The 21,473-nt window shown below is 73.8% G+C and carries 20 protein-coding genes; 10 read left to right on the top strand and 10 right to left on the bottom strand.

Annotated features, from left to right (window positions below; all coding sequences use genetic code 11):
* The first annotated feature begins 64 nt into the window (after positions 1-64).
* Positions 65-1,315 carry a helix-turn-helix domain-containing protein gene (locus OHA34_RS00195; RefSeq protein WP_329520347.1) on the top strand — a complete coding sequence of 417 codons (1,251 nt, stop codon included), beginning with the start codon at positions 65-67 and terminating at the stop codon, positions 1,313-1,315.
* On the opposite strand, the gene cutA is transcribed toward OHA34_RS00195, so the two are convergent.
* The 3 genes from cutA to OHA34_RS00210 all read right to left on the bottom strand — a co-directional run bounded on the left by cutA (position 1,296) and on the right by OHA34_RS00210 (position 3,586).
* Entirely contained in the window at positions 1,296-1,613 is a 318-nt protein-coding gene (gene cutA, locus OHA34_RS00200) for a divalent-cation tolerance protein CutA (RefSeq protein ID WP_285944022.1), read from the bottom strand. The two genes, OHA34_RS00195 and cutA, sit on opposite strands and share 20 nt — an antisense overlap.
* A 426-nt stretch (positions 1,614-2,039) precedes the next feature.
* Positions 2,040-2,759 carry a TetR/AcrR family transcriptional regulator gene (locus OHA34_RS00205; protein ID WP_329520348.1) on the bottom strand — a complete coding sequence of 240 codons (720 nt, stop codon included), beginning with the start codon at positions 2,757-2,759 and terminating at the stop codon, positions 2,040-2,042.
* A gap of 65 nt (positions 2,760-2,824) precedes the next feature.
* A complete protein-coding gene (locus OHA34_RS00210; RefSeq protein ID WP_285944020.1) occupies positions 2,825-3,586 on the bottom strand; it encodes a class I SAM-dependent methyltransferase in 762 nt (253 codons plus the stop codon).
* A gap of 122 nt (positions 3,587-3,708) precedes the next feature.
* Here OHA34_RS00210 and OHA34_RS00215 point away from each other — a divergent pair, with 122 nt between their 5' ends.
* Complete coding sequence (locus OHA34_RS00215; protein WP_285944019.1) at positions 3,709-4,221, top strand: MFS transporter; 513 nt, start codon at positions 3,709-3,711, stop codon at positions 4,219-4,221.
* Here the strand turns inward: OHA34_RS00215 and OHA34_RS00220 are convergent.
* From OHA34_RS00220 to OHA34_RS00235, 4 genes are all read right to left on the bottom strand, one after another.
* Positions 4,196-4,987, bottom strand: coding sequence for a putative protein N(5)-glutamine methyltransferase (locus OHA34_RS00220; RefSeq protein ID WP_285944018.1), 792 nt, complete (start codon positions 4,985-4,987; stop codon positions 4,196-4,198). The genes OHA34_RS00215 and OHA34_RS00220 overlap by 26 nt on opposite strands.
* A gap of 192 nt (positions 4,988-5,179) precedes the next feature.
* Complete coding sequence (locus tag OHA34_RS00225) at positions 5,180-6,217, bottom strand: MBL fold metallo-hydrolase (RefSeq protein ID WP_329520349.1); 1,038 nt, start codon at positions 6,215-6,217, stop codon at positions 5,180-5,182.
* 53 nt (positions 6,218-6,270) lie between these two features.
* The gene (locus OHA34_RS00230; RefSeq protein ID WP_329520350.1) at positions 6,271-7,098 is read right to left on the bottom strand and encodes a hypothetical protein; all 828 of its coding nucleotides are present in this window, start codon (positions 7,096-7,098) and stop codon (positions 6,271-6,273) included.
* A gap of 10 nt (positions 7,099-7,108) precedes the next feature.
* The gene (locus OHA34_RS00235) at positions 7,109-7,678 is read right to left on the bottom strand and encodes a TetR/AcrR family transcriptional regulator (protein ID WP_329520351.1); all 570 of its coding nucleotides are present in this window, start codon (positions 7,676-7,678) and stop codon (positions 7,109-7,111) included.
* 97 nt (positions 7,679-7,775) lie between these two features.
* On the opposite strand from OHA34_RS00235, the gene OHA34_RS00240 reads away from it, so the two are divergent.
* Positions 7,776-8,678, top strand: a complete 903-nt coding sequence (locus OHA34_RS00240; RefSeq protein WP_285944014.1) for a TIGR03620 family F420-dependent LLM class oxidoreductase — start codon at positions 7,776-7,778, stop codon at positions 8,676-8,678.
* Between the two features lie 22 nt (positions 8,679-8,700).
* Here OHA34_RS00240 and OHA34_RS00245 read toward each other — a convergent pair whose 3' ends face one another.
* Positions 8,701-9,528 carry a thioesterase family protein gene (locus OHA34_RS00245; RefSeq protein WP_285944013.1) on the bottom strand — a complete coding sequence of 276 codons (828 nt, stop codon included), beginning with the start codon at positions 9,526-9,528 and terminating at the stop codon, positions 8,701-8,703.
* 122 nt (positions 9,529-9,650) lie between these two features.
* Entirely contained in the window at positions 9,651-10,973 is a 1,323-nt protein-coding gene (locus OHA34_RS00250) for a M20/M25/M40 family metallo-hydrolase (RefSeq protein ID WP_329520352.1), read from the bottom strand.
* Between the two features lie 180 nt (positions 10,974-11,153).
* On the opposite strand from OHA34_RS00250, the gene OHA34_RS00255 reads away from it, so the two are divergent.
* From OHA34_RS00255 to OHA34_RS00285, 7 genes are all read left to right on the top strand, one after another.
* Complete coding sequence (locus OHA34_RS00255) at positions 11,154-12,764, top strand: peptide ABC transporter substrate-binding protein (protein ID WP_285944011.1); 1,611 nt, start codon at positions 11,154-11,156, stop codon at positions 12,762-12,764.
* Between the two features lie 6 nt (positions 12,765-12,770).
* A complete protein-coding gene (locus OHA34_RS00260) occupies positions 12,771-13,697 on the top strand; it encodes an ABC transporter permease (protein ID WP_285944010.1) in 927 nt (308 codons plus the stop codon).
* Positions 13,694-14,674, top strand: a complete 981-nt coding sequence (locus OHA34_RS00265) for an ABC transporter permease (RefSeq protein WP_329520353.1) — start codon at positions 13,694-13,696, stop codon at positions 14,672-14,674. Before OHA34_RS00260 ends, OHA34_RS00265 begins: the two co-directional genes overlap by 4 nt.
* 3 nt (positions 14,675-14,677) lie before the next feature.
* The gene (locus OHA34_RS00270; protein ID WP_329520354.1) at positions 14,678-15,715 is read left to right on the top strand and encodes an ABC transporter ATP-binding protein; all 1,038 of its coding nucleotides are present in this window, start codon (positions 14,678-14,680) and stop codon (positions 15,713-15,715) included.
* Positions 15,705-16,712 (top strand): ABC transporter ATP-binding protein, encoded by a 1,008-nt coding sequence (locus OHA34_RS00275; RefSeq protein WP_329520355.1) that lies wholly within the window; start codon positions 15,705-15,707, stop codon positions 16,710-16,712. The genes OHA34_RS00270 and OHA34_RS00275 overlap by 11 nt, the downstream gene beginning before the upstream one ends.
* A gap of 26 nt (positions 16,713-16,738) precedes the next feature.
* Positions 16,739-17,602 carry a spermidine synthase gene (locus tag OHA34_RS00280; RefSeq protein WP_329520356.1) on the top strand — a complete coding sequence of 288 codons (864 nt, stop codon included), beginning with the start codon at positions 16,739-16,741 and terminating at the stop codon, positions 17,600-17,602.
* 349 nt (positions 17,603-17,951) lie between these two features.
* Positions 17,952-19,913 (top strand): ATP-binding SpoIIE family protein phosphatase, encoded by a 1,962-nt coding sequence (locus OHA34_RS00285; RefSeq protein ID WP_285944005.1) that lies wholly within the window; start codon positions 17,952-17,954, stop codon positions 19,911-19,913.
* A gap of 54 nt (positions 19,914-19,967) precedes the next feature.
* Here OHA34_RS00285 and OHA34_RS00290 read toward each other — a convergent pair whose 3' ends face one another.
* The gene (locus tag OHA34_RS00290; protein ID WP_285944004.1) at positions 19,968-21,188 is read right to left on the bottom strand and encodes a hypothetical protein; all 1,221 of its coding nucleotides are present in this window, start codon (positions 21,186-21,188) and stop codon (positions 19,968-19,970) included.
* Between the last annotated feature and the right edge of the window lie 285 nt (positions 21,189-21,473).

Genomic DNA, 21,473 nt, shown 5'->3' on the forward strand with positions numbered 1-21,473 from the left:
GGGCACAATGGGGGACACCTGGGGGGGCATCCCGGGGGCACGGCGACACGTGAGGTGCACACGTATGACGCCCGATGAGAAACGCGCGCTCGGACTTAGACTCCGCGCTGAACGTGATGAGCGCGGCCTCACGCAACGCGAGGTCGCCAAGCTGATTCGCGATGCCCTGGCCGGCCCGCAGATCCCGTCGATTGACACGCTGATCGAGTACGTCAAGCGCTGGGAACGAGGCCGTTCGGGCATCGGGGTCCGGTACCGGCGGGCGTACGCTCGCGCGTTCGGCACCACCGAGCAGCAGCTCTTCGCCCTCACACCCTCAGGGGATGACGTGCAACGCAGAGAGTTCCTCAGCCTGTCGGCCGCCGCCGCCGGCCTGGCGGTCGCACCGCCGAGCCTCACCGACCAGCAGGGCCGCCGCGTCGGCGCCGGTCTCGTCGACAAGCTGCGTCGCCGTACGGCCCGACTGCGACGGCTCGACGAGATCCTCGGCGGGACCGACACCTACCCCGTGTACGCGTCCGAGTTGTCGGCGACCCGGGCGCTCGTCGAACGGGGCGGCTACTCCGAGGCGACAGGCCGCGGTCTGCTCGGTGTGATGGCCGAGCAGGCGCAGCAGGCGGGCTGGGCCGCCTTGGACTCCGGGCAGATGGCGGGCGCGAACGCGCTGTTCCGCGAGAGCATGACCGCAGCGTCCGAGGCCGGCGAGCCGACCCTGATCGGGAACGCCCTGGCACTCATGGCCTATCATCGGGTGAGCACCGGCCGGTCTGGCACAACGGAGGCTGACGCGTCCTGCCGGGTCGTGGACGACGAAACCCCGGCTGCTGTCCGCGCGCTGCTGTACGAGCGGGCAGCGTGGGCGCACGCGGTCGCCGGATCGACGCACACCTCGCAGGTCGAGCAGGCCCTCGACAAAGCACGGGAAGCGCTGGCGGGCGGCGCGGACGATACCCCGGACTGGGCACGGTGGGTCGACGAGACCGAGCTCCAGATCATGACGGGACGGTGCTGGAGCCAACTGCGACGACCCGATCGCGCCGTCCCCGCACTGGAATGGGCACTGGCCCGGTACGACGACGCACACGCCCGGGACAAGGCGCTCTACCTGACATGGCTGTCTGAGGCGCTCCTCGACTCCGGGGAGGTCACCGAGTCGGCCCGGATCCTGATCCGCTCCATCGACCTGGGGAGCGACGTGGCGTCCGCTCGGCCGCGGGCGCGGGTGACTGAGGTCGCCGAGCGTCTACGCCCGCACGCGAGCATCCCCGCCGTCGCCGAGACGATCGAGCGCGCGACTATGACGTCATCCGTGTGAGCCACTCCAGGTAGCCGGCCGAGCCGCCGTCGATGACGGTGTACGTCACCTCGGGGTTGTCCCATGGGTGTTGTTCGATGAGGTGGGTCTCCAGTTCGGCGTACCGGGCGCGGGTGGTGCGTAGGAACAACTGCCACTCTTCGCCGTCGCCGAGCTCGCCGAGATGCCAGAACACCGACCTGGCCGGGCCGATTACCTGACCGGACGCGGCGAGCTTGGCGCCGACCGCCGACTTGAGCAGCGTGATCGCGGCCTCGCGGCTGTCGGTGGTCGTGGACACCTGGAGATAGTCCGTCATGCGGGCGACCCTATCTGCGCAGAGCTATCCTGATAGGGCGTTCTTGCACCGAGCGCGACGACGCCCCGCCACCTCATCGCGTGTGAGGGGCGGGGCGTCGTCTCATCTCAGGGGCAGCGTCCACTGGACGCTCCGTCGGTCGGCCCTGTCGTCGCGGGCCGCTCGCCGCCACGGCCCGTTCGCCAAGGCAGGCTGCTGTCACCATCCGGCCACCTTCACGCAGCATCACGCGGGGCACATCGAGGGCACATCGACCCGTGAATGTGCGTGATCCGGCGTGATGGTGTGTTAGGCATTTCGGCAGGTCAGTACACAATGCGTTCTATCTTCGCAGGTGATCCACTTGCTTGATGCAGAAGAGCGTGTACTGGGGGATGGACGAGGCGCCGCTCCCCTGGGCGGGCGGCGCCTGACCGTCCGGGACGGTCAGGCGCCGGTGACCGGGGTGCGCAGGAGGGCGGCGACCTCGCTCTCGAACAGGACGCCCGGGTCCAGGCCCATCGAGGCGTAGTTGCCCTCGATCTCCAGCCTGACCAGGCCGTGCAGCCGCGACCACGTCACCAGCCCGCGCAGCGTGGTGGCGGGCGCGGCGCCCTCCGGCGCCCGGCCGCGTGCCCAGGCGTCGAAACCGGCGCCGAGGCCCGCCGGCCCCTCGTCGCCGGGAAGGCCGGCGAGCACGCCGTCCAGCACGGCCATCAGCCGCTGCGCCGCGGCGACGAGCTCCTCGGCGTGCGCGTCGTAGCCGGGGAACGGCGCGGCGAACAGCAGCCGGTAGCGGTGCGGCTGCGCGGTGGCCCAGCCGCGATAGGCGGCGGCGAAGTCGCGCAGCCGCTCACGCGGGCCCGGACCGGCCTTGGGGCCCGTGTCGGAGCCGGTGTCGGAGTCAGCCTCGGGCGCGACCGCTGCGGCGACCGCGGCGGTCAGATCGAGGTAGGCGTCGGTGACCAGCTCGGTGAACAGCGCGTCGCGGCCCGCGAAGTAGCGGTAGAGGGCCGGGCCCGACATGCCGAGCTCCTTGGCGATGGCGTTGACCGACACCGCCTGCGGCCCGCCCTCGGCGAGCTGCCGCAGCGCGATCGTCTTGGCCTCGTCCCGGACGTAGACCCGGAACCGGCCGCGGATGCCGCTCTCCGGCGCGAGCCCCATCGGCCCTCCTCGCGTGAGAAGTTCTCACGAAGATTCTATCCTCAAGGGACGGCTCCGCATCCCGGTCAGGCGGGCTTGCGGGCCTCGATGAGGAAACGGGTGGTGCGCGCGCTGAACGGGCCCTCGGCCTCGATCAGCCCGTGCAGCTCGCGCAGCCGGTCGCGGTACCGGTCAACGGTGAACCCGGGGACCATCCAGACGACCTTGCGCAGGAAGTAGACCACGGCGCCGATGTCGCGGAACTCGGTGTGCAGCGACTCCGAGCGGAGATCGGCGACCTCCAGCCCCGCGGCCTCGGCCGCCGCGCGGGCCTCCCCGGGGTCCCGCCTGCCGCGCACCTCGGGCGGCTGCGGGCCGAGGAAGTACTCCACCAGCTCGAAGACGCTGGCCGGGCCGACCTGCTGCGAGAAGTACGTCCCGCCGGGCGCCAGCACCCGGGCGATCTCGTCCCACCAGGTGGTCACCGGGTGGCGGCTCACCACCAGGTCGAACACGCCGGACGCGAAGGGGAGCGGCGGCTCGTCGGCGTCGGCGACGACCGCGACCCCGCGCGGGCGCAGCAGCCGGGAGGCGCATTCGAGGTTCGGCGGCCAGGACTCGGTGGCCACGGCCAGGCGGGGCAGCGCGGGCACCCCGGCGAGGATCTCGCCGCCCCCGGTCTGGACGTCGAGCGCGGCGGTCGCGCGGGCCATCCGCGCGCCCATCGAGCGCGCGTACCCCCAGGAGGGCCGCTCTTCGGCCGCCCGGCCGTCCAGCCAGGAGAAGTCCCAGCCGTCGACGGGGACCGCCGCCGCCTCGGTGATCAGGTCGTCGAAGGTGCGTGTCATGCTCTGATCGTCCCAGCTCCCCTCCCGCCGCGACGCGAGAACCCGTTCGGCGCCTGGGGCGCGCGACCGCCTACCCTGGCGGCCCGACCCCGACGAAGGACCACCGTGGCCGTCTTCACCAGGTGACTCCAGGGGCGCCGGACCCCGTCTCCGGTGCCACAGGTGCCCGCAAGACCCCGGCTCTCAACGTCGCGCTGCCCTCGATCGGGGCGGATCTCGGCATCGGCCCGGCCGGGCCGACCTCCTCGCTGGCCGCGGGCTGCGCGCCCGCACTGCCCGTGCTGCTCGCGGCGCGCTTCGGGCAGGGCGCGGGTGAGGCGCTGGCCTCGCCGGCGGCGATGTTGCTGATCGTGCTGCTGTTCACCGACCCCGGCGAGCGGGCCGGGGCGCTCGGCCTGTGGGGCGCGATCTCGGGCCTCGGCCTCGTCGGCGGCGTCCTGCTGTCGGGGGCGCTGACCGAGCTGCTGCACTGGAGGTGGATCTTCTTCGTCAACCTCCCGGCGACCCTCGTCGTGCTCGCGGTGGTCCCGCGCCTGGTGCCGGCCGACGGCCCGCGCGGGGCCGTCCCGACCCGCGGGCCGGGCCGGGCCACGGCCCGGCCCGGCGCCCTCAGCCGGTGGGCCCGGTGCCGATGACGACGGTGGCGTACAGCTCCTCGCAGGTCGCCACCCGCGGCACCAGCCCGTCGCCGGCGACGATCTGGGCGGCGCGCGGCACCTGGCGCTCGCTCGTCTCGAACAGCAGGTGGCCGCCGGGCGCCAGCCACGCCACGGCGGCGGCGGTCACCCGCCGCAGCACCGCCAGGCCGTCCGCGCCGCCGTCGAGCGCGGTCCGCGCCTCGTGCTCGCGGGCCTCCGAGGGCAGCAGCCCCAGCTCGCCGGTGGGCACGTAGGGCACGTTGGCGAGCAGGATGTCGACACGGCCCCGCAGCGACGCGGGCAGCGGGTCGAAGAGGTCGCCCTCGTACACCCGCCCCCTGTCGCCGAGGTTGCGGCGGGCGCATCGCACGGCGGCGGGCGCGATGTCGGCGGCGTGCAGCTCGGCGAGGTCGGCCGCCTCGGCGAGCGCGAGGCCGAGCGCGCCCGCGCCGCAGCACAGGTCGACGGCGACGGCCCGGGGCGGTGCCAGCGCCGCGGCCTCGCCGACGAGGAACTCGGTGCGGCGCCGCGGGACGAACACCCCTGCGTCGACCTCGACGCGCAGGCCGCGGAACTCGGCCCAGCCGAGGACGTGCTCGAGGGGCAGGCCCCCGGCCCGCCGCTCGACCATGGCGCCGAGGTCGGCGGGGGTGGTGGCGGTGGAGACGAGGAGCCGGGCCTCCTCCTCGGCGAAGACGCAGCCGGCGGCGCGCAGCCTGGTGACGATGGCGGGCTCGGACAGGGACGGGACGGAGAATGACATGGGACCTTCCGGGATGCCTGCGGGCGCTCCCGCGGTCACCTGGTTCCGGTGGGCCGCACGTCCGTCGGGGAGGGGAGCACCCGGTCTGCTTGGGCGGTAACGGGTCTCACCTCCCCAGTCGTTCCACTGCTCGGAGCCGTGACGTTACCGGACTCCCGGCTCCGGGCGCGAAGTGCCCCGGGGGAACGCCGCCTAGCGCGCGGGGGCGTAGGTCCGCACCCCGCCGGTCTCGTGCGCGTCCAGGATGCCCTGGTCGGTGAGCACGTCCAGGTGCGCATCGATCTCCAGGACGGCCAGCATCTGGCTGAAGGGGTCGAGCTCGTCCAGCTTGCGCTGCCGGCGCGTCCACGGCATGCCCCGCGCCACCTCGAACGCCGTGCCGTTCCCGGCGCGGACCCGCTCGGCGGCCACGTCCAGCCGCGCCGCGTGGTGCTCGATCAGCTCGTCGATCCGGGTGTGCACGCTCGGCGTCACCGGCCCGTGCGCGGGCAGCAGCAGCGTGTCGGGCATGTCGCGGACCAGCCGCAGCGAGGCCAGGTAGCTGCGCAGGGGTTTGGCCTCGGGCTCGGTCTCCAGCCCGATCGAGGGGCTGATGTGCGGCAGCACGTGGTCGCCGGCGAACAGCAGCCCGGCGAACGCGTCCCGGAGCACCACGTGCCCGCGGGTGTGGCCGGGAGTGGCGAAGACGTCCAGGCCCCGGCGGCCCAGCACGACCCGCTCGCCGTCGTCCAGCCACGAGTCGGGCAGGGCGTGCGGCACGTTCCGCTCGCTCGCCTGGATGTCCATGGTCGCGATCCGGTCGGCGACGCCGTCCGCGCCGCAGCGGCGCAGCAGCCCGACCTGGCGGGGGTGCAGGCCGAGCGCCCGGTCGAACGCCTCGATGGACGGCCGCTCGCCGCGGCCGATCCGCACCCGGGTACCGAACGCCTCGCGCAGCGCGAGGGCCTGCGAGTAGTGGTCCCAGTGCGCGTGGGTGACCAGGAACTGCGAGACGTCCTCGAGCCGGTGCCCGAGGGTGCCCAGGGCCTTCTCCAGCGCCGTCCGGGTGTCGGGCATCGCCCAGCCGGAGTCGATGACGATCGGCCCGCTCTGGTCCTCGATGACGTACACGTTGACCGCGTGCAGCGAGGGGATGGGCAGCGCCAGCGGGATCCGGTGCACGCCCGCGGCGACCAGATGGGCGCCCGGCTCGGCCCAGTCGGCCGGTTGCTCCAAGACCGGTACCGCCACCGTCTGCCCCCTATTTCGTAGAATCACGTTCGGGCAGAACCTACTTCATCTCGTCACCCGGATTCGTGCCGGGGGCCTCTGACCGCCTCGGACGCGCCGTCGCGCGCCCGCTCGGCCCGCTCCAGCCGCCTGGCCGCGGCGTCCCTCCGGGTGACGGCCCGGTCGAGCTCCCGCCGTAGCCGCGCCACCTCCGCCGAGGCCGCGTCCGAGTCGTCCCACGCCGAGGCGACCTTCTCCTCGCGCTCGGCCAGCCTGCGCTCGTCGCGCTCCCGTGCCGCGCGGGCCTTCCGGTCGTCCGCGCGGCCCGTGGGCTCGGGGTCGCGGGCCGGACGCCGCGCCCGCCCCGTCGGCCTCTCCGCCCGTCCGGCGGGCTCGGCGGATCCGGCCCGTCCGGCGGGCCCGGCCGGAACCCCGGCGGGAACGAAGCCGCTGTGGCGGCGGGGCCGGGTGAGGCGGCCCTCCCTGACCTCGTCGGCGACGGACGCGTCCACGGTGGCGGCCTGGAGGGTGTCCTCCACCTCGCGGACGGCCGGGTCGCGCAGCGGGTGCCCGGCCTCTTCGGTCAGCCGTCCGGCCGTGCGGACCAGCAGCGCGACCAGTTCGCCGCGGCGCTGCTCCAGCCCGCCGATGGAGCCGCCAGACGCCCACGCCGAGCGCATCCCGGCTCCGGCCTCGAGCAGCCATCCGAGCTCCTCGCCCGCAGACCGCGACAGCAGGTTGACCGCCCAGGCGGACTGCGTCGGACGGCGCAGCGCCCCGATCCGCTTGGCCAGACCCGCGTCGCCGTCCCCGCGGGCCCGCTTGGTGAGGCGGGTCCGCGTTTCCATGAACGCGTCCGGGGTCACCCCGTAGAGCTCGTGCGCCGCGCTGGAGAAGTCCACGTCATGACCACTACCCAGGGTCCCGGACGAGCACCGCGTCCAGGACGAGGCCGAGCAGCCGCTCGGACCGGCCCGGGTCGCCCTGCACGGTGGACAGCGCGATGCCGACGACGAGCTGGATCACGTCGTCGCAGGACAGGTCCGGCCGGGCGGCGCCCGCCCGCTGGGCCCCTCCGAGCACCCTCTCCGCCGCGGCGCGGATCGTCGCGTGGCAGTCGAACCCGACGTCGAGCGGCTCGGCCATCATGGCGCCGCCCAGCCCGTGGTCGGTGCGGCCGTGCTCCAGCAGCGCCCGCATCCAGCCGGCCAGCGCCTCGCCAGGCGGGGCCGTGGCCAGGAGCTCGTCGGCCCGCCCGGCGAGGCGCTGGATGCGGTCGCCCAGCACCGCGGCCTGGAGCGTGCGGCGGGTGGGGAAGTGGCGGTAGAGCGTGCCGGGCCCGACCCCCGCCCGCTGGGCGATCTCGTTGAGGGACGCGTCGGGGCCCTCCTCGGCGAACGCCTCCCGCGCCACCGCGAGGACGCGGTCGCGGTTGCGCCGCGCGTCGGCGCGCAGTGGCCGCGCCGTGTCGCCGGCCGTCATCGCCCACCCCCGGATAGCCAATCGGAGAACTTCTCCGTATGGTAGCTCAGACAAACCGGAGAGGTTCTCCGGAACATTGAGCAACGAGGAGTCCGCGATGGGAAACCAGGAGGCCGGCCGCGTCGGCGTCTGGACGTTCGCGTTCGAGGGGCAGCCCGCCACCCGGGTCCGGGAGGCGGCGGCCGAGATCGAGGAGCTGGGCTACGGCGCGCTGTGGTTCGGCGAGGCGTTCGGCCGCGACTCGGTGGGGCAGGCGTGGCTGCTGCTGTCGGCGACGCGGCGGATCACGGTCGCGGCGGGCATCGCCAACATCGCCTTCCGCGACCCGATCGCGATGGCCACCGCCGAGCGCACCCTCGGCGAGGCGTTCCCCGGCCGCTACCTGCTCGGGCTCGGCGGGCACCGGGTCGACGACACCGTCCACGACTTCGACGGCTACCCGATGCCGGCCCGCGGCAAGGCGGTCGCCACGATGCGCGCCTACCTGGACTCGATGGACGCCGTCCCCCGGCACAGCCTGGCACCCGCCGCCGCGCCGCGCCGCGTCCTGGCCGCGCTCGGCCCGAAGATGCTCGCGCTGGCGGCGGAGCGGGTCGGGGGCGCGCACCCCTACTTCGTCCCGGTCGAGCACACCGCGCGGGCCCGGGAGATCATGGGGCCGGACGCGTTCCTCGGCGTCGAGCAGGCGGTCGTCCTGGACACCGACCGCGCCCGCGCCCGCGTGACCGCCCGCGAGCACGTCGCCGGGTACCTCGCGGTGGAGTCCCACCAGACGGCCAACGTCCGGCGGCTCGGCTTCGGCGACGAGGACATCGTGGGCGGCCCGAGCGACCGCCTCGTCGACGCCATCGTCGCCTACGGCGACGTGGACGCCATCCGCGCGCGGGTCGAGGACCAGCTCGCCGCCGGGGCCGACCACGTCTGCGTGCAGGTGCTGACGGCCGACCCGTCGGAGCTTCCGATGGCCGAGTGGCGCGAGCTGGCCCCCGCCCTCCTCTGAGGCGCGGCGGGGGAGGGCCGGATCAGCGGGGGACGCGGACCGCGGCGAACTGGGTGGCCTGCGCGACGAGGCGGTCCTTGCCGTCCCAGGCGTGGGCCACCTCGTCCATCCGGTCGCCCGCCACCTCGGTCGCGGTCATCCGCACCCGCACCGGACCGGGCGCGGGCAGCCGCCGGATGTAGGCCCCGAACTGCACGGTCGGCGCCCAGCCCGGCAGCCCGAGGTCGTAGGAGACCGGCGGGACCGGGTCGAGCGCGACCAGCAGGCTGAGCGGATCCCAGTCGGAGCCGTCGGCCAGCCGCTGCCATCCCGACACCGTGCCGCGGCGGCCCGGCTCGCCCGCGGCGAACCCGAGGTCGGCGGGGTTGAGCCGCTGCTCGACGACCTCCATCAGCGCCACCCGCAGGCCCGCGCCCGGCGCCTCGGGGGGCATCGGGAAGCAGTCCCGCTCGGGCGGGAGGTCGACGGGCTCGGAGGAGGTCCACCACGCCTCGCCCTCCTCCAGGAGGCCCTGCGTGATCAGCGCCTCCACGCAGGGCCGGCCGTCCTGGGACAGTCGGGCGCGGAGCTGGGTGGTGCCGCGGCCCGCCCGCAGCACCTCGACGGCCACGACCGCCGGCCCGGGGGCGGGCGGCTCGACGAACGCCCCGCCGATGGCGGTGAGGTGCGGATGCGCGACGCCGCTCGCCCGCGCCGCCGCGCGGCCGAGGACCGCCAGCAGGTAGCCCCCGTGCAGCTTGCCGCCGACGCTCCACTGCTCGTCCAGCGCGGCGTCGAACTCGTGGCCGTCCGCTCCCGTCCCCGCTCCGGTTCTCGGCTCGACCGCCGTGGCCGCGCTGAAGTCCGCCATTCCGCCCCCCGTGTGCTCGATTCCGCCTGGTCAGTCTGCCACGACCCCGAACCGCCACGACGTCCCCTTCGTCCAGCCGGTGCCCGGTCCGAGGGGGCCTCCTGCCGTCCGGGGCGCGGCGGTCAGCGGGTGTCCAGGAACCGGTCGAGGACGCGGGTGCCGAAGCGAAGGCCCTCGACCGGGACCCGCTCGTCGACGCCGTGGAACATGCCCAGGTAGTCCAGGTCCGGGCCGAGGAGCAGCGGCGCGAAGCCGAAGCTGGTGATGCCGATCCGGTTGAACGACTTGGCGTCGGTGCCGCCCGCCATCACGTACGGGACGGGGCGCGCCGCCGGGTCCTCGGCGCGCAGCGCGCCCGCGAGCGCCGCGAACGTCGCCCCGGCGGGATCGGCCGCGGGCGCCTCCTCGTAGTTGATGAACTCGCGGGTGACCTTCGGGCCGAGCAGCCGGTCGACGGTGGCCAGGAACTCCTCGCCGGTGCCGGGCAGGTAGCGGCCGTCGACCTGCGCGGTCGCGGTGCCGGGGATGACGTTGACCTTGTAGCCGGCGTCGAGGCGGGTCGGGTTGGCCGAGTTGCGGATCGTCCCCTCGAACAGCCGCCCGACGCCGCCGAGGCGCCGCGCCTCCTCGTCGAGCCGGTCGTGGTCGATGGTGGTGCCGAGCGCGTCCGCCAGGCCGTCCAGCAGGGCCAGGACACCGGAGGTCAGCCGGACCGGCCACTCGTGGGCGGCGAGCCGGGAGACCGCGTGCGCCAGCTCGGCGACCGCGTTGTCGGGCGCGGGCTTGGAGCCGTGCCCGGCGGAGCCGCGCGCGGTCAGCCGCATCCACATGGTGCCGCGCTCGCCGGTCGCGATCGGATAGATCCGGGCGCCGCCGGCGTCGACGCTGAACCCGCCCGATTCGCTGATCGCCTCGGCGCAGCCGGTGAACAGCCCCCGGTGCTCGCGCGCCACGTACCGCGAGCCGTAGTCGCCGGTGCACTCCTCGTCGGCGAGGAAGGCCAGCACCAGGTCGCCGCGGGTGCGGCGGCCCTCGCGCAGCCGCTGCCGGACGGTCGCCAGCGTCATCGCGAGCGTGCCCTTCATGTCGACCGCGCCGCGGCCCCACACGCATCCGTCGCGGACCTCGCCGGAGAACGGGTGCACGCTCCACTCGCCCGGGTCGGCGGGCACCACGTCCAGGTGCCCGTGCACGAGGAACGCGGGGTGGGACGGGTCGGTGCCCGGGATCCGGGCGAGCGTGCTCGCCCGGCCGGGAGCCGACTCGACGACGGCGGCCTCCGCTCCGACCTCGTCCAGCAGCGTCGCGACGTACTCGGCCGCTGCCCGCTCGCCGCGCGCCTCGCCCTCGCCCTCGTTGGTCGTGTCGTGGCGGATGAGGGCGGCGCAGAGCTCCGTCACCTCGTCGACGGCCGTCGGCGGAACGGACATCTCGGGCCGGGACATTCGGTCGCCTTTCGCAGGGTTCCTTTAATTGCCGGGCGCGCTGACCTCTGTCAACGAATGATCACGATGGTATCGATCCGGTGACGGTTCGTTCAGGTGCGTACCGAAATCGGGCCGGTGGCACGACAGTGCCTGAACAGCGCGGGCCGCGTCGTGGCCGGCGGGCAGCGGAGGAGAAGCATGACCAGCCTCAGGGGAACGGGCCGGCGGGCCGCGGGGTTCGCCGCGGTCGCGTTGACGGCGTCGCTCGGATTGTCGGCCTGCGGCGGCGGGTCGACGTCGTCCGACGGCACTTTCACCGCGGGCCATTCGGAGCCCGACCACCTGGTCCCGGGCAACACCACCAGCAGTTACTCCTTCGACGTCCTGAGCGGGCTGTTCGACAACCTGGTCGGGCTCAGCAAGGACGGCAAGCCGGTCAACCTGGCGGCGCAGTCGCTGGAGAGCGACGACCAGAAGGTCTGGACGATCAAGCTCCAGCCCGGCCGCACCTTCCACAACGGCGAGCCGGTCGAGGCGTCCAACTTCGCCGACGCGTGGAACAACGCCGCCTACGGGCCCAACGCCTACGAGGCCAACGAGTACTTCTCGCACATCAAGGGGTACGCCGAGATCAACCCCGAGGACCCCAAGGCCAAGCCGAAGAGCGACAAGCTGTCGGGGCTCGAGGTGGTCGACGCGACCACGCTGAAGGTCACGCTGAACGACAGCTTCAACCAGTTCCCGCTGCTGCTGACCTACCCGGCGTTCGCGCCGATGCCGAAGGCGGCGTTCAAGGACGCCGGGGCGCTCAAGAAGTTCGACGACCACCCGATCGGCAACGGCCCATACCAGATGAGCGGCGACTGGGAGCGGAACAAGCAGGTCAAGCTGGTGCCGTTCGCGGCCTACAAGGGATCGCGCAAGCCCCAGAACAAGGGCTACACCTGGAAGAGCTACTCCAGCGCCGACACCGCCTACACCGACCTGCGGGCCGGCCGGCTCGACGTCCTCCAGACCATCCCGGCGGCCAAGGTCCCCGAGGCCAAGCGGCTGCTCGGCGACCGGTTCCTGCCCCGCAAGATGGGCACCATCGACTACCTCGGCTTCCCGCTGTTCGACGACCGGTTCGGGAACCCCGACCTGCGCAAGGCGATCTCGATGTCCATCGACCGCCAGGGCATCAACAAGGCGGTCTACAACGGCGACTACATCCCCGCCGACTCGCTGCTCCCGCCGATCATCGAGGGGCACCGCCCGAACGCCTGCGGTGACCTGTGCGCCTACAACCCGGCCAAGGCCAAGGAACTGTTCGAGAAGGCCGGCGGGTTCAAGGGGTCGCTGGAGCTGTACTTCTCCAACGCGCAGCCGACCTATTACCAGTGGATGCAGATCGTCGCGAACTCGCTGAAGCAGAACCTCGGTATCAAGGACGTCCAGTTCCGGCAGGTCCCCTCCTCGGACTACTTCTCGATGCTGTCGGCGCACGAGGAGAAGGGCCCCTACCGGCAGAACTGGGAGGCCGACTACCCCAGCGCCCAGAACTACCTCGAGAGCATGTGGGGCATCGGCAACAAGATGACGTGGAAGAACAAGGAGTTCGACGGCTTCATCGCCAAGGGCAACCAGGCGCCGAGCGGGGCCGAGGCGGTCAAGTTCTACAACCAGGCCGAGGACGTGGCGCTGCGCGAGATGCCGATGATCCCGCTGTGGACCTGGGCCGGGCAGGGCGGCCGGTCCGAGAAGGTGGGCAACGTCACCATCACCGCGTACGCCACCGGGCTGCTCGCCAACGAAGTGACGGTGAAGTAGCCCCCGATGTGGCGCTACGTCCTACGGCGCCTGCTCCAGGCGATCCCCGTCTTCATCGGCACCACGCTGCTGATCTACCTGCTGGTGTTCGCGCTGCCGGGCGACCCGATCCAGGCGCTCGCGGGTGACAAGCCGGTCCCGGAGAACGTGCTGAACACGCTCCGGGACCGGTACAACCTGAACGACCCGGTGCTGGTCCAGTACGCCAAGTACATGTTCGGGCTGTTCCAGGGCGACCTCGGCGAGAACTACACCGGCCAGAAGGTCTCGGAGATGCTCAGCGGGCGCTGGGTGGTGACGGCGCAGCTCGCCCTCACCGCCTGGACGTTCGAGCTGGTCGTCGGGATCGCGCTCGGCGCCTGGGCCGGGCTGCGGCGCGGCAGGCTCGCCGACACCCTGGTGCTCGGCGGCACCACGCTGCTGATCGCGGTCCCGGTGTTCGTGCTCGGCTACACCGCGCAGATCGTGTTCGGGCTCAACTGGAAGATCTTCCCGTCCGCGGGGACCGACCAGGGCTGGCCGGTGAGCTACCTGCTGCCCGGCATGGTGCTCGGCTCGCTCGGCCTGTCGTACGTGGCGCGGCTGACCCGCACCAGCCTGGCCGAGAACCTGCGCGCCGACTACGTGCGCACCGCGCGCGCCAAGGGCCTCGGCCGGACGCGGGTGGTCGGGCGGCACGCGCTGCGCAACTCGCTGATCCCGGTGGTGACCTACCTCGGTGTGGACTTCGGCTCGCTGATGGGCGGCGCGATCGTCACCGAGGGCATCTTCAACCTGCCCGGCGTCGGGCAGCAGGTGTTCCAGTCGATCCAGCTCAAGGAGGGGCCGGTGGTGGTCGGAGCGGTCACCCTGCTGGTCCTGATCTTCCTGCTGGTCAACCTGATCGTGGACCTGCTGTACGGCTGGCTCGACCCGAGGATCCGGTACGAGTGACCAAACACAAGGAAGTGGATCCGACCGGGCCGGCCGGTCCTGTCCCCGCCCCCGCGCCCGGCGCGGGAGCCGGCGCGCCCGGCACCAGCGCGGCGGCCGTCGCGGAGGCGGGCGGGACGGTCGGCGGGCAGGCGGCGTCGCTCTGGCACGACGCGTGGCGGGAGCTGCGCGGGCGCTGGGTGTTCTGGGGCTCGCTGGTGATCCTTGCGCTGGTCGCCGCGATGGCGCTGTTCCCCAGCCTGTTCACCGGCCGGGGCGTCAACCAGGGCTGCGACCCCAACCTGTCTAAGCTCGGCCCGTCCGGCGACCACTGGTTCGGCACCGACCTGGCCGGCTGCGACTACTTCTCGCACGTCGTGCACGGCGCCCGGCCCACCCTGCTGATCGGCGTCGCGGTCACGCTGTTCGCGTTCCTGATCGCGCTGGTGTTCGGGATGCTGGCCGGCTACTACGGCGGGCCGCTGGACGCGCTGATCGCCCGGATCACCGACGTGTTCTTCGGGCTGCCGTTCGTGCTGGGCGCCACCGTCATCCTGGTCGCCTTCCCGAGCCACGGGCCCGGCGCGATGACGCTGGTGCTGGTGCTGCTCGGCTGGACCACCATGATCCGGATCATGCGGGCGCAGGTGATCGCGGTCCGGGACGCCGACTACGTGCAGGCCGCCCGGCTGCTCGGCGCGTCCGACCGGCGGATCATGACCCGGCACATCCTGCCGAACGCGATCGCCCCGGTGATCGTGGTGGCCACCCTCAACGTCGGCAACGTGATCGCGGGGGAGGCCACGCTGGACTTCCTCGGCGTCGGCCTCCAGTACCCGCAGGTGTCGTGGGGGCTCCAGCTCAACCTGGCGCAGTCGTACTTCGTCGACCACCCGCACCTGCTGCTGTTCCCCGCGGTGTTCCTGTCGGCCACGGTGCTGAGCTTCCTGATGCTCGGCGACGCGGTCCGCGACGCCCTCGACCCGAAACTACGGTAGGCAATGGAGCTGACGAAGGAGCCGGACGCCGTCCCGCCGCCGCGCGACGCCCCCGAGGACGGCCACCTGCTGGAGGTGGACGACCTGCACGTGGAGTTCCGCGTGCGCGGCCGTGACGTCCAGGCGGTCAACGGCCTGTCCTACACCCTCGCCGAGGGCGAGACCGTCGCGATCCTGGGGGAGTCGGGGTCGGGCAAGAGCGTCGCCGCCCAGGCCGTGATGGGCATCCTGGACACCCCGCCTGCCCGGGTCACCCAGGGGTCGGTGCGGCTGCGCGGCGAGGAGTTGCTCGGGCTGCCCGAGCGCCGCCGCCGCGCGTTCCGCGGCGACCGGATCTCGATGATCTTCCAGGACGCGCTCAGCGCGCTCAACCCCGTCTTCACCGTCGGCGACCAGATCACCGAGATGTACCGGGTGCACCGCGGCCTGCGCCGCAAACCGGCCCGGGACAAGGCCGTCGAGCTGATGGAACGGGTCAGGATCCCCTCGGCCCGGCAGCGGCTCGGCGACTACCCGCACCAGTTCTCCGGCGGGATGCGGCAGCGCATCATGATCGCGATGGCGCTGGCGCTGGAGCCCGACGTGCTCATCGCCGACGAGCCGACCACCGCGCTCGACGTCACCGTCCAGGCGCAGATCATGCGGCTGCTCGCCGAGCTCCAGGACGAGCTGCGGATGGGCCTGGTGCTGATCACCCACGACCTCGGCGTCGTCGCGGGCGTCGCCGACCGCATCGTGGTGATGTACGCCGGGTCGGTCGCCGAGCAGGCCCCCGCCCGCGAGCTGTACGCCCGGCCCGCGCACCCCTACACCGCCGGGCTGCTGGCCTCGGTGCCCCGGCTGGACCAGCGCGGCGGGCCGCTGGTGCCGATCAAGGGCGCGCCGCCGGACCCGGCCGCGCTGCCGCCCGGCTGCCCGTTCCGGCCGCGCTGCCCCCGGGCCGAGGCGGTCTGCGCCGCCGAACGGCCGCCGCTGGTCACGGTCGGTCCCGGGCACGCCGCCGCCTGCCATTTCGCCGAGGAGGTCCACGGTGCCCGCTGACCCGCCGATCCTCCAGGTCGAGGGCCTGGTCAAGCACTACCCGGTCACCCGCGGCGTGGTGGTCAAGCGCGAGGTGGGCCGGATCAAGGCCGTCGACGGCGTCGACCTCGAGCTGCGCCGCGGCGAGACCCTCGGCGTGGTCGGCGAGTCGGGCTGCGGCAAGTCGACCCTCGCCAAGCTGCTGCTGGCCGCCGAGCGCCCGACGGCCGGGACGGTCCGGTTCGACGGCCGCGACATCTTCACCCTCCCCAAGGGCGAGCTGCGGGCGCTGCGCCGCCGCGTCCAGATGGTGCTCCAGGACCCCTACTCCTCGCTCAACCCGCGGATGACGGTCGGCGACATCGTCGGCGAGCCGTTCGCGATCCACCCGGAGGTCGCGCCCAAGGGGGAGCGCCGCGCCCGCGTGCAGGAGCTGCTGGAGCTCGTCGGGCTCGACCCCGGCCACGTCAGCCGCTACCCGCACCAGTTCTCCGGCGGGCAGCGGCAGCGGGTCGGGATCGCCCGCGCGCTGGCGCTGCGCCCCGAGGTGATCGTCTGCGACGAGCCGGTGTCGGCGCTGGACGTCTCGGTGCAGGCCCAGGTGATGAACCTGCTCGGCGACCTCCAGCGCGAGCTGGGCCTGGCCTACGTGTTCATCGCGCACGACCTGGCCGCCGTCCGGCACATCTCCGACCGCATCGCGGTGATGTACCTCGGCAAGGTGGTGGAGACCGGCGACCAGTCCCGCATCTACGAGCACCCGACCCACCCCTACACCCAGGCCCTCCTGTCGGCGGTGCCGGTCCCCGACCCCGAGTTCGCGGGCTGGGCGGACCAGATCACGCTGGAGGGCGAGCCGCCGTCCCCGCTGGACCCGCCGTCCGGCTGCCGCTTCCGCACCCGCTGCTGGAAGGCCGCCGACATCTGCGCGGAGGAGGAGCCGGCGCTGGAGGCCAGGGAGGGCTCGGCCCATCCGAGCGCCTGCCACTTCGCCGCCGAGGAGACCCTGACCGCCTAGCCCCGAGGGTTCCGTAGGGTGGGGACATGGCACGCAAGAAGGACATGGCCGCGCCGCCGCCCGTCCGCTACGAGGTCGCCGGCGGAGAGGCCGAGCTACTGCGCGACACCGAGCGCGAGGGCGGCTGGATGCTGTGCGTGGGCGGCGTGCCACAGTCCTACGTCGACCTCGCCGACCCCACCCACCTCGACTTCGAGTACATGCGGCTGATGGGCGACCTGGCCGACTGCCTCGGCCCGCCCGGCGCGCCGCTCGACGCGGTGCACGTCGGCGGGGCGGGCTGCACGCTGCCCCGCTACATCGCCGCGACCAGGCCGGGCTCCCGGCAGGTGGTGCTGGAGCCGGACGCCGAGCTGGTCCAGGTCGTCCGCGAGCGGCTGCCGGTCAAGCACGTGCCCGGCCTCAAGATCCGCATCACCGACGGGCGCACCGGGCTCGCGGCGGTCCCCGACGGGGCCGACGACCTGGTGGTGCTGGACGCCTTCGCCGAGGCGTCGATGCCGGTCGAGCTCGCCACCCGCGAGTTCGTCCTGGACGTCGAGCGGGTGCTGCGGTCGGGCGGCGCCTACATGGTCAACGTCGCGGACGGGTTCCGGCTGCCGTACGCGCGCCGGGTGGCCGCGACCGTGCGCTCGGTGTTCCGGCACACGCTGCTGCTCGCCGACCCGGGCGTGCTGCGCGGCCGGCGGTTCGGCAACCTGATCGTCGCCGCGTCGCACGCGCCGCTGCCGTCCGCCGAGCTGGGCCGCCGCGCCGCCGGCGGCATCGCGCGGGCCCGCCTGGTGGAGGGCGGCGACCTCGCCGCGTTCTGCGGCGGGGCCGCGCCGCTGCACGACGGTGAGGAGATCACTGCCCCCGTCCCGCCGCCGCAGGCGTTCGGCCGCCCATGACGGCGCGCCGGGCGTCGCCGAGATCGACGGTGACCGGATCGTCGCGATCCGCACCGTGCTGAACCCCGGCAAGCTCGCGTACGCCGCGCGGACACTGCCGCGTCCAGCGGAGCCGTCCGGTCCCTGCTGACGGCGGGAAGGAGCCGTGGCCCCGGCCACCCGTCCGGAATTGGCGCCCGGGCGCGGTATCTGGACGCCCGATATCGATGAGGTCGGCCGCTGCGATAGCGGCGGAATTGCATTCCCGGCGCGCCCCAGGCACGTGTCCGTGGGCATATCGGTCTCATCGGGCCGTTGTATGTCCCATAATCGAGCGATGGAGTCGTCCACCCGAATTCTGATTCTCGGCATGGATTCGTCGGGGAGAATTCTCCAGTTCGACCGCAACGCGGCGGGGGTCCTGGCCGCGAACCCGGACGAGCTGCTGGGGGCCCGGCTTGACCAGGTGATCGAGGGCGCGCTGGAACCGCTGCTGGAGGCGGTGCGGGCCGAGCGCGAGCGCACCGCCATGCTCACCGTCCGCACCGCGTCGGGGGCGGCCCTCGACGCGGTGGTGACCGTCCACCCGATGAGCGGCGGCGCCCCCGACCTCGCCGCGCTCGCGGTGATCCGGGTGCCGGTGCCGCTCGCCGACCGGTTCCTCGACCCGGCCGTCATCCGCCGCGCGCTGCTCGACGACGCCCTGCCCCGCATCGGCGCCACCCTCGACCTCGACCTGCTGGCCCGCGGGATGATGGACGTGCTCGTCCCGCACTTCTGCAACTCCGGTGCGCTCCTGCTGCTGGAGAGCCTGGTCGACGACGACCAACCGCCCGGGTCCGGCGGCGAGCGGCCGCTGCGCCGGATGGCCATCGGGTTCGACGACGGCGACCCGGCCTGGGACGCCACCTTCCCCACCGGCGAGACCCTCGCCTACCCGGCCGGCACCCCCTACGTGCGGTGCATCGAAGGCGGGGAGCCGGTGCTGACCGGGCTCGGCGGCGACGGCGCGGCGCGGATCGCCGCCGACTGGCGCCGCCCGCCGGTCGCCGACCTGCTCAAGGGCGCCTCGCTGCTGCTGCTGCCGATCACCGCGGACGGCACGGTGCTCGGCTTCTTCGTGTGCACCCGCACCATCGCGCACCGGCCGTTCGACGCCTACGACGTCGAGATCGGGATGGAGTTCGCGTCCCGGGCGGCGATCTTCATCGAGAGCGCCCGCCGGTACGGCCGCGAGCGCGCGACCGCGCTCACCCTCCAGCGCAGCCTGCTGCCGACCGGGCTGTCGGCGCCGTCGCCGGTCGAGGTGCACCACCGCTACCTGCCCGGCAGCCGGCTGATCGAGGTCGGCGGCGACTGGTACGAGTCGATCGCGCTGCCCGGCGCCCGCGTCGCGCTGGTGGTCGGCGACGTCGCCGGGCACGGCGTGCGGGCCGCGGTGACGATGGGCCGGCTGCGCACCGCCATCCACACGCTCGCCGGGTTGGAGCTGCCGCCGGCCGAGGCCCTGGAGCGGCTCGACTCGCTGATGCGGACCCTGGGCGAGCGCGAACCGCACTTCGCCACCTGCGCCTACGTCGAGTACGACGCGGTCACCGGACGCTGCGAGGTGGCCAGCGCCGGGCACCTGCCGCCGCTGCTGGCCCCGCCGGACGCCGACGCCGCCTACCTCGACGTGCCGCCCGCGCCGCCGCTCGGCGTCGGCGACGGCCCGGTGTCCAGCCGCGAGTTCACCGTGGAGGACGGCACGCTGCTGTTCCTCTACACCGACGGCCTGGTGGAGAACCGGGCCCGCGACATCGACGACGGCCTGGCCCGGCTGCGCGACACGTTCGCGCGGGGCGCCGCCGCCCGCCCCCTGGAGGAGCTGTGCCAGGCCGCGCTGGACGGCGTCTACGACGACCAGCACCGTGACGACATCGCGATGCTCGTCGCCCGCCTGCACCGCATCCCCGCCGACCAGCACGCGTCCTGGGAGCTGCCCGCAGACCCGGCCGCGGTCCGCCGGGCGCGCGGGCTGATCCGCGACCGGCTGTCCCGCTGGGGGCTGGACGAGATGGCCGACTCCACCGTCCTGCTCGCCTCCGAGCTGGTCACCAACGCGATCCGGCACACCGGCGGCCGGATCACGCTGCGGCTGGTCCGCGAGGGCGGGCTGGTCTGCGAGGTCTTCGACTCCTCCGACGGGCGCCCGCGCATCCGCCACCACGACGACGCGGGCGCGGCCGAGACGGGCCGCGGCCTGCACGTGGTCGGACGGCTCGCGCAGCGGTGGGGCGTCCGGCGCACCGCCACGGGCAAGGCCGTGTGGTGCGAGCAGGCGCTCCCGTAGCCGCCGGTGCCGCCGCTCCGGCCGCATCCGGCCTCCCGGGCGGACGGGCGCGGGTCAGCGCAGGACCGAGATGTGCACGTGGTCGTAGTGGTTCTGGGTGAGGCTGCCGCGGTCCTCCATCGGCCGCCAGCCGCCGCCCCGCACGTTCCAGATGTGCTGCCTCCAGATGACGTAGGAGATGCCGAGGCGCCGCGCGTTGCCGATGGCGTACGCGGCCACCTGGTCGCCGTGCCGCCGCGCGCCCGCGCTCGGCATCCGGCCCGCGGTGCTCTCCATGAAGTCGCAGGCGCGGCCGACGCCGTGGTCCTGCGGATCGCCCGCGCCCCGGTAGCAGCCGATGGTGGGGAACGGGCCGAACATCCCGTCGACGGCCAGCACCACGGCGCGCATCGTGGGCGTCATCATGTTGCCGCTGACCGGTGAGCGCGCCCCGCTCGCCCCGTCGGGCCGTCCGGTCACCTTCGGCGGCGCCTTGGGTCGCGCGGCCTTGGCGGGGGCGGTGCGGGCCCCCGGCAGCACGGCGACCTTCGTCCCGCGCGGCAGGATGGCCTTGAGGGTCTTGGCGAGCTTGCCCGCGTCGGCCTTGGGGGCGCTCAGCACCAGCCCGTTCCCGTCCGGCATGCCGAGGGCGCGGGCCTGGGCCCGGGAGACGACCGCGTCGACGTCGCCGATGCCCATCGTGGCGTAGGCGCCGACCCGCACCTGTCCGGGCCGGGAGCTGCTGCCCGCGGGCACCACCTGGCCGAGCGGCATCGAACCGTCCCGGCTCAGGTCGAACGACACGGCGAGGCCGCCGGTCGCGACGGTCTGCCAGAGCTGGTCGGACTCGGCGGTCTGCTGGGGCGCGAAGGCCCGGAACGTGGACGGGTCGACGCCGAGCAGCCCGACCTGCCGCCCGCCGACCTGCGCGCGGGCCGCGTCGACGACCGCGACGCCCGCCACGCCCTTGATCCGGCCTGCCCGCGCCACCACGGCCGGCGTCAGCGGGGCGGTTCCGGCGATCAGCACGTGCGGGGTGAGCCGCCGGGTGAGCGGTGCGACCGCGGCGGGCGGGGGAGCGGGCTCCCGGGCCACCGAGACCAGCCCGCCCCGGTCCTCGGGACGGGCGCCGCCGGTGTCGTCCACCCGGCCCGAGACGATCACCGCGACGTCGACGGCCAGCGTGATCGCGACCGCCGCGGCCACCACCGCCGGCAGCGCCTTGCCGCGGCGCCTCCTGCCGCCCCGTCCGCCGCGTCCGCCGCGCCCGTCCGCCGCGTCCCTGCCCCCGCGCATCCGCACTTGGTCGCCGACCCCTTCGAAGCGTGATCCGGCCACGGCGGAACCGCGACCGGCGGAGTGAGGGGCGGGCTCGGCTCCGTTCGATCCTCTGCGCGGCATCCTAGACAGCGCCGCGGACGGTGGCCAGCCGGGCCCGGCGGCCGGATCGCGCGGCGGCGCCTCCGCGGCGCCATGAGTCGGTAATCAGTAAATCTCCGCTAAAGCGCGGAATCCGATGAAATTCTTCGATTTCTCGGCCAATTTTGATGCACTTACTTCGGAAATTCGTCGCCCGTCTGG

Origin of the sequence: Spirillospora sp. NBC_01491 (genome assembly GCF_036227065.1) — a bacterium.
Classification (GTDB): domain Bacteria; phylum Actinomycetota; class Actinomycetes; order Streptosporangiales; family Streptosporangiaceae; genus Spirillospora; species Spirillospora xylanilytica.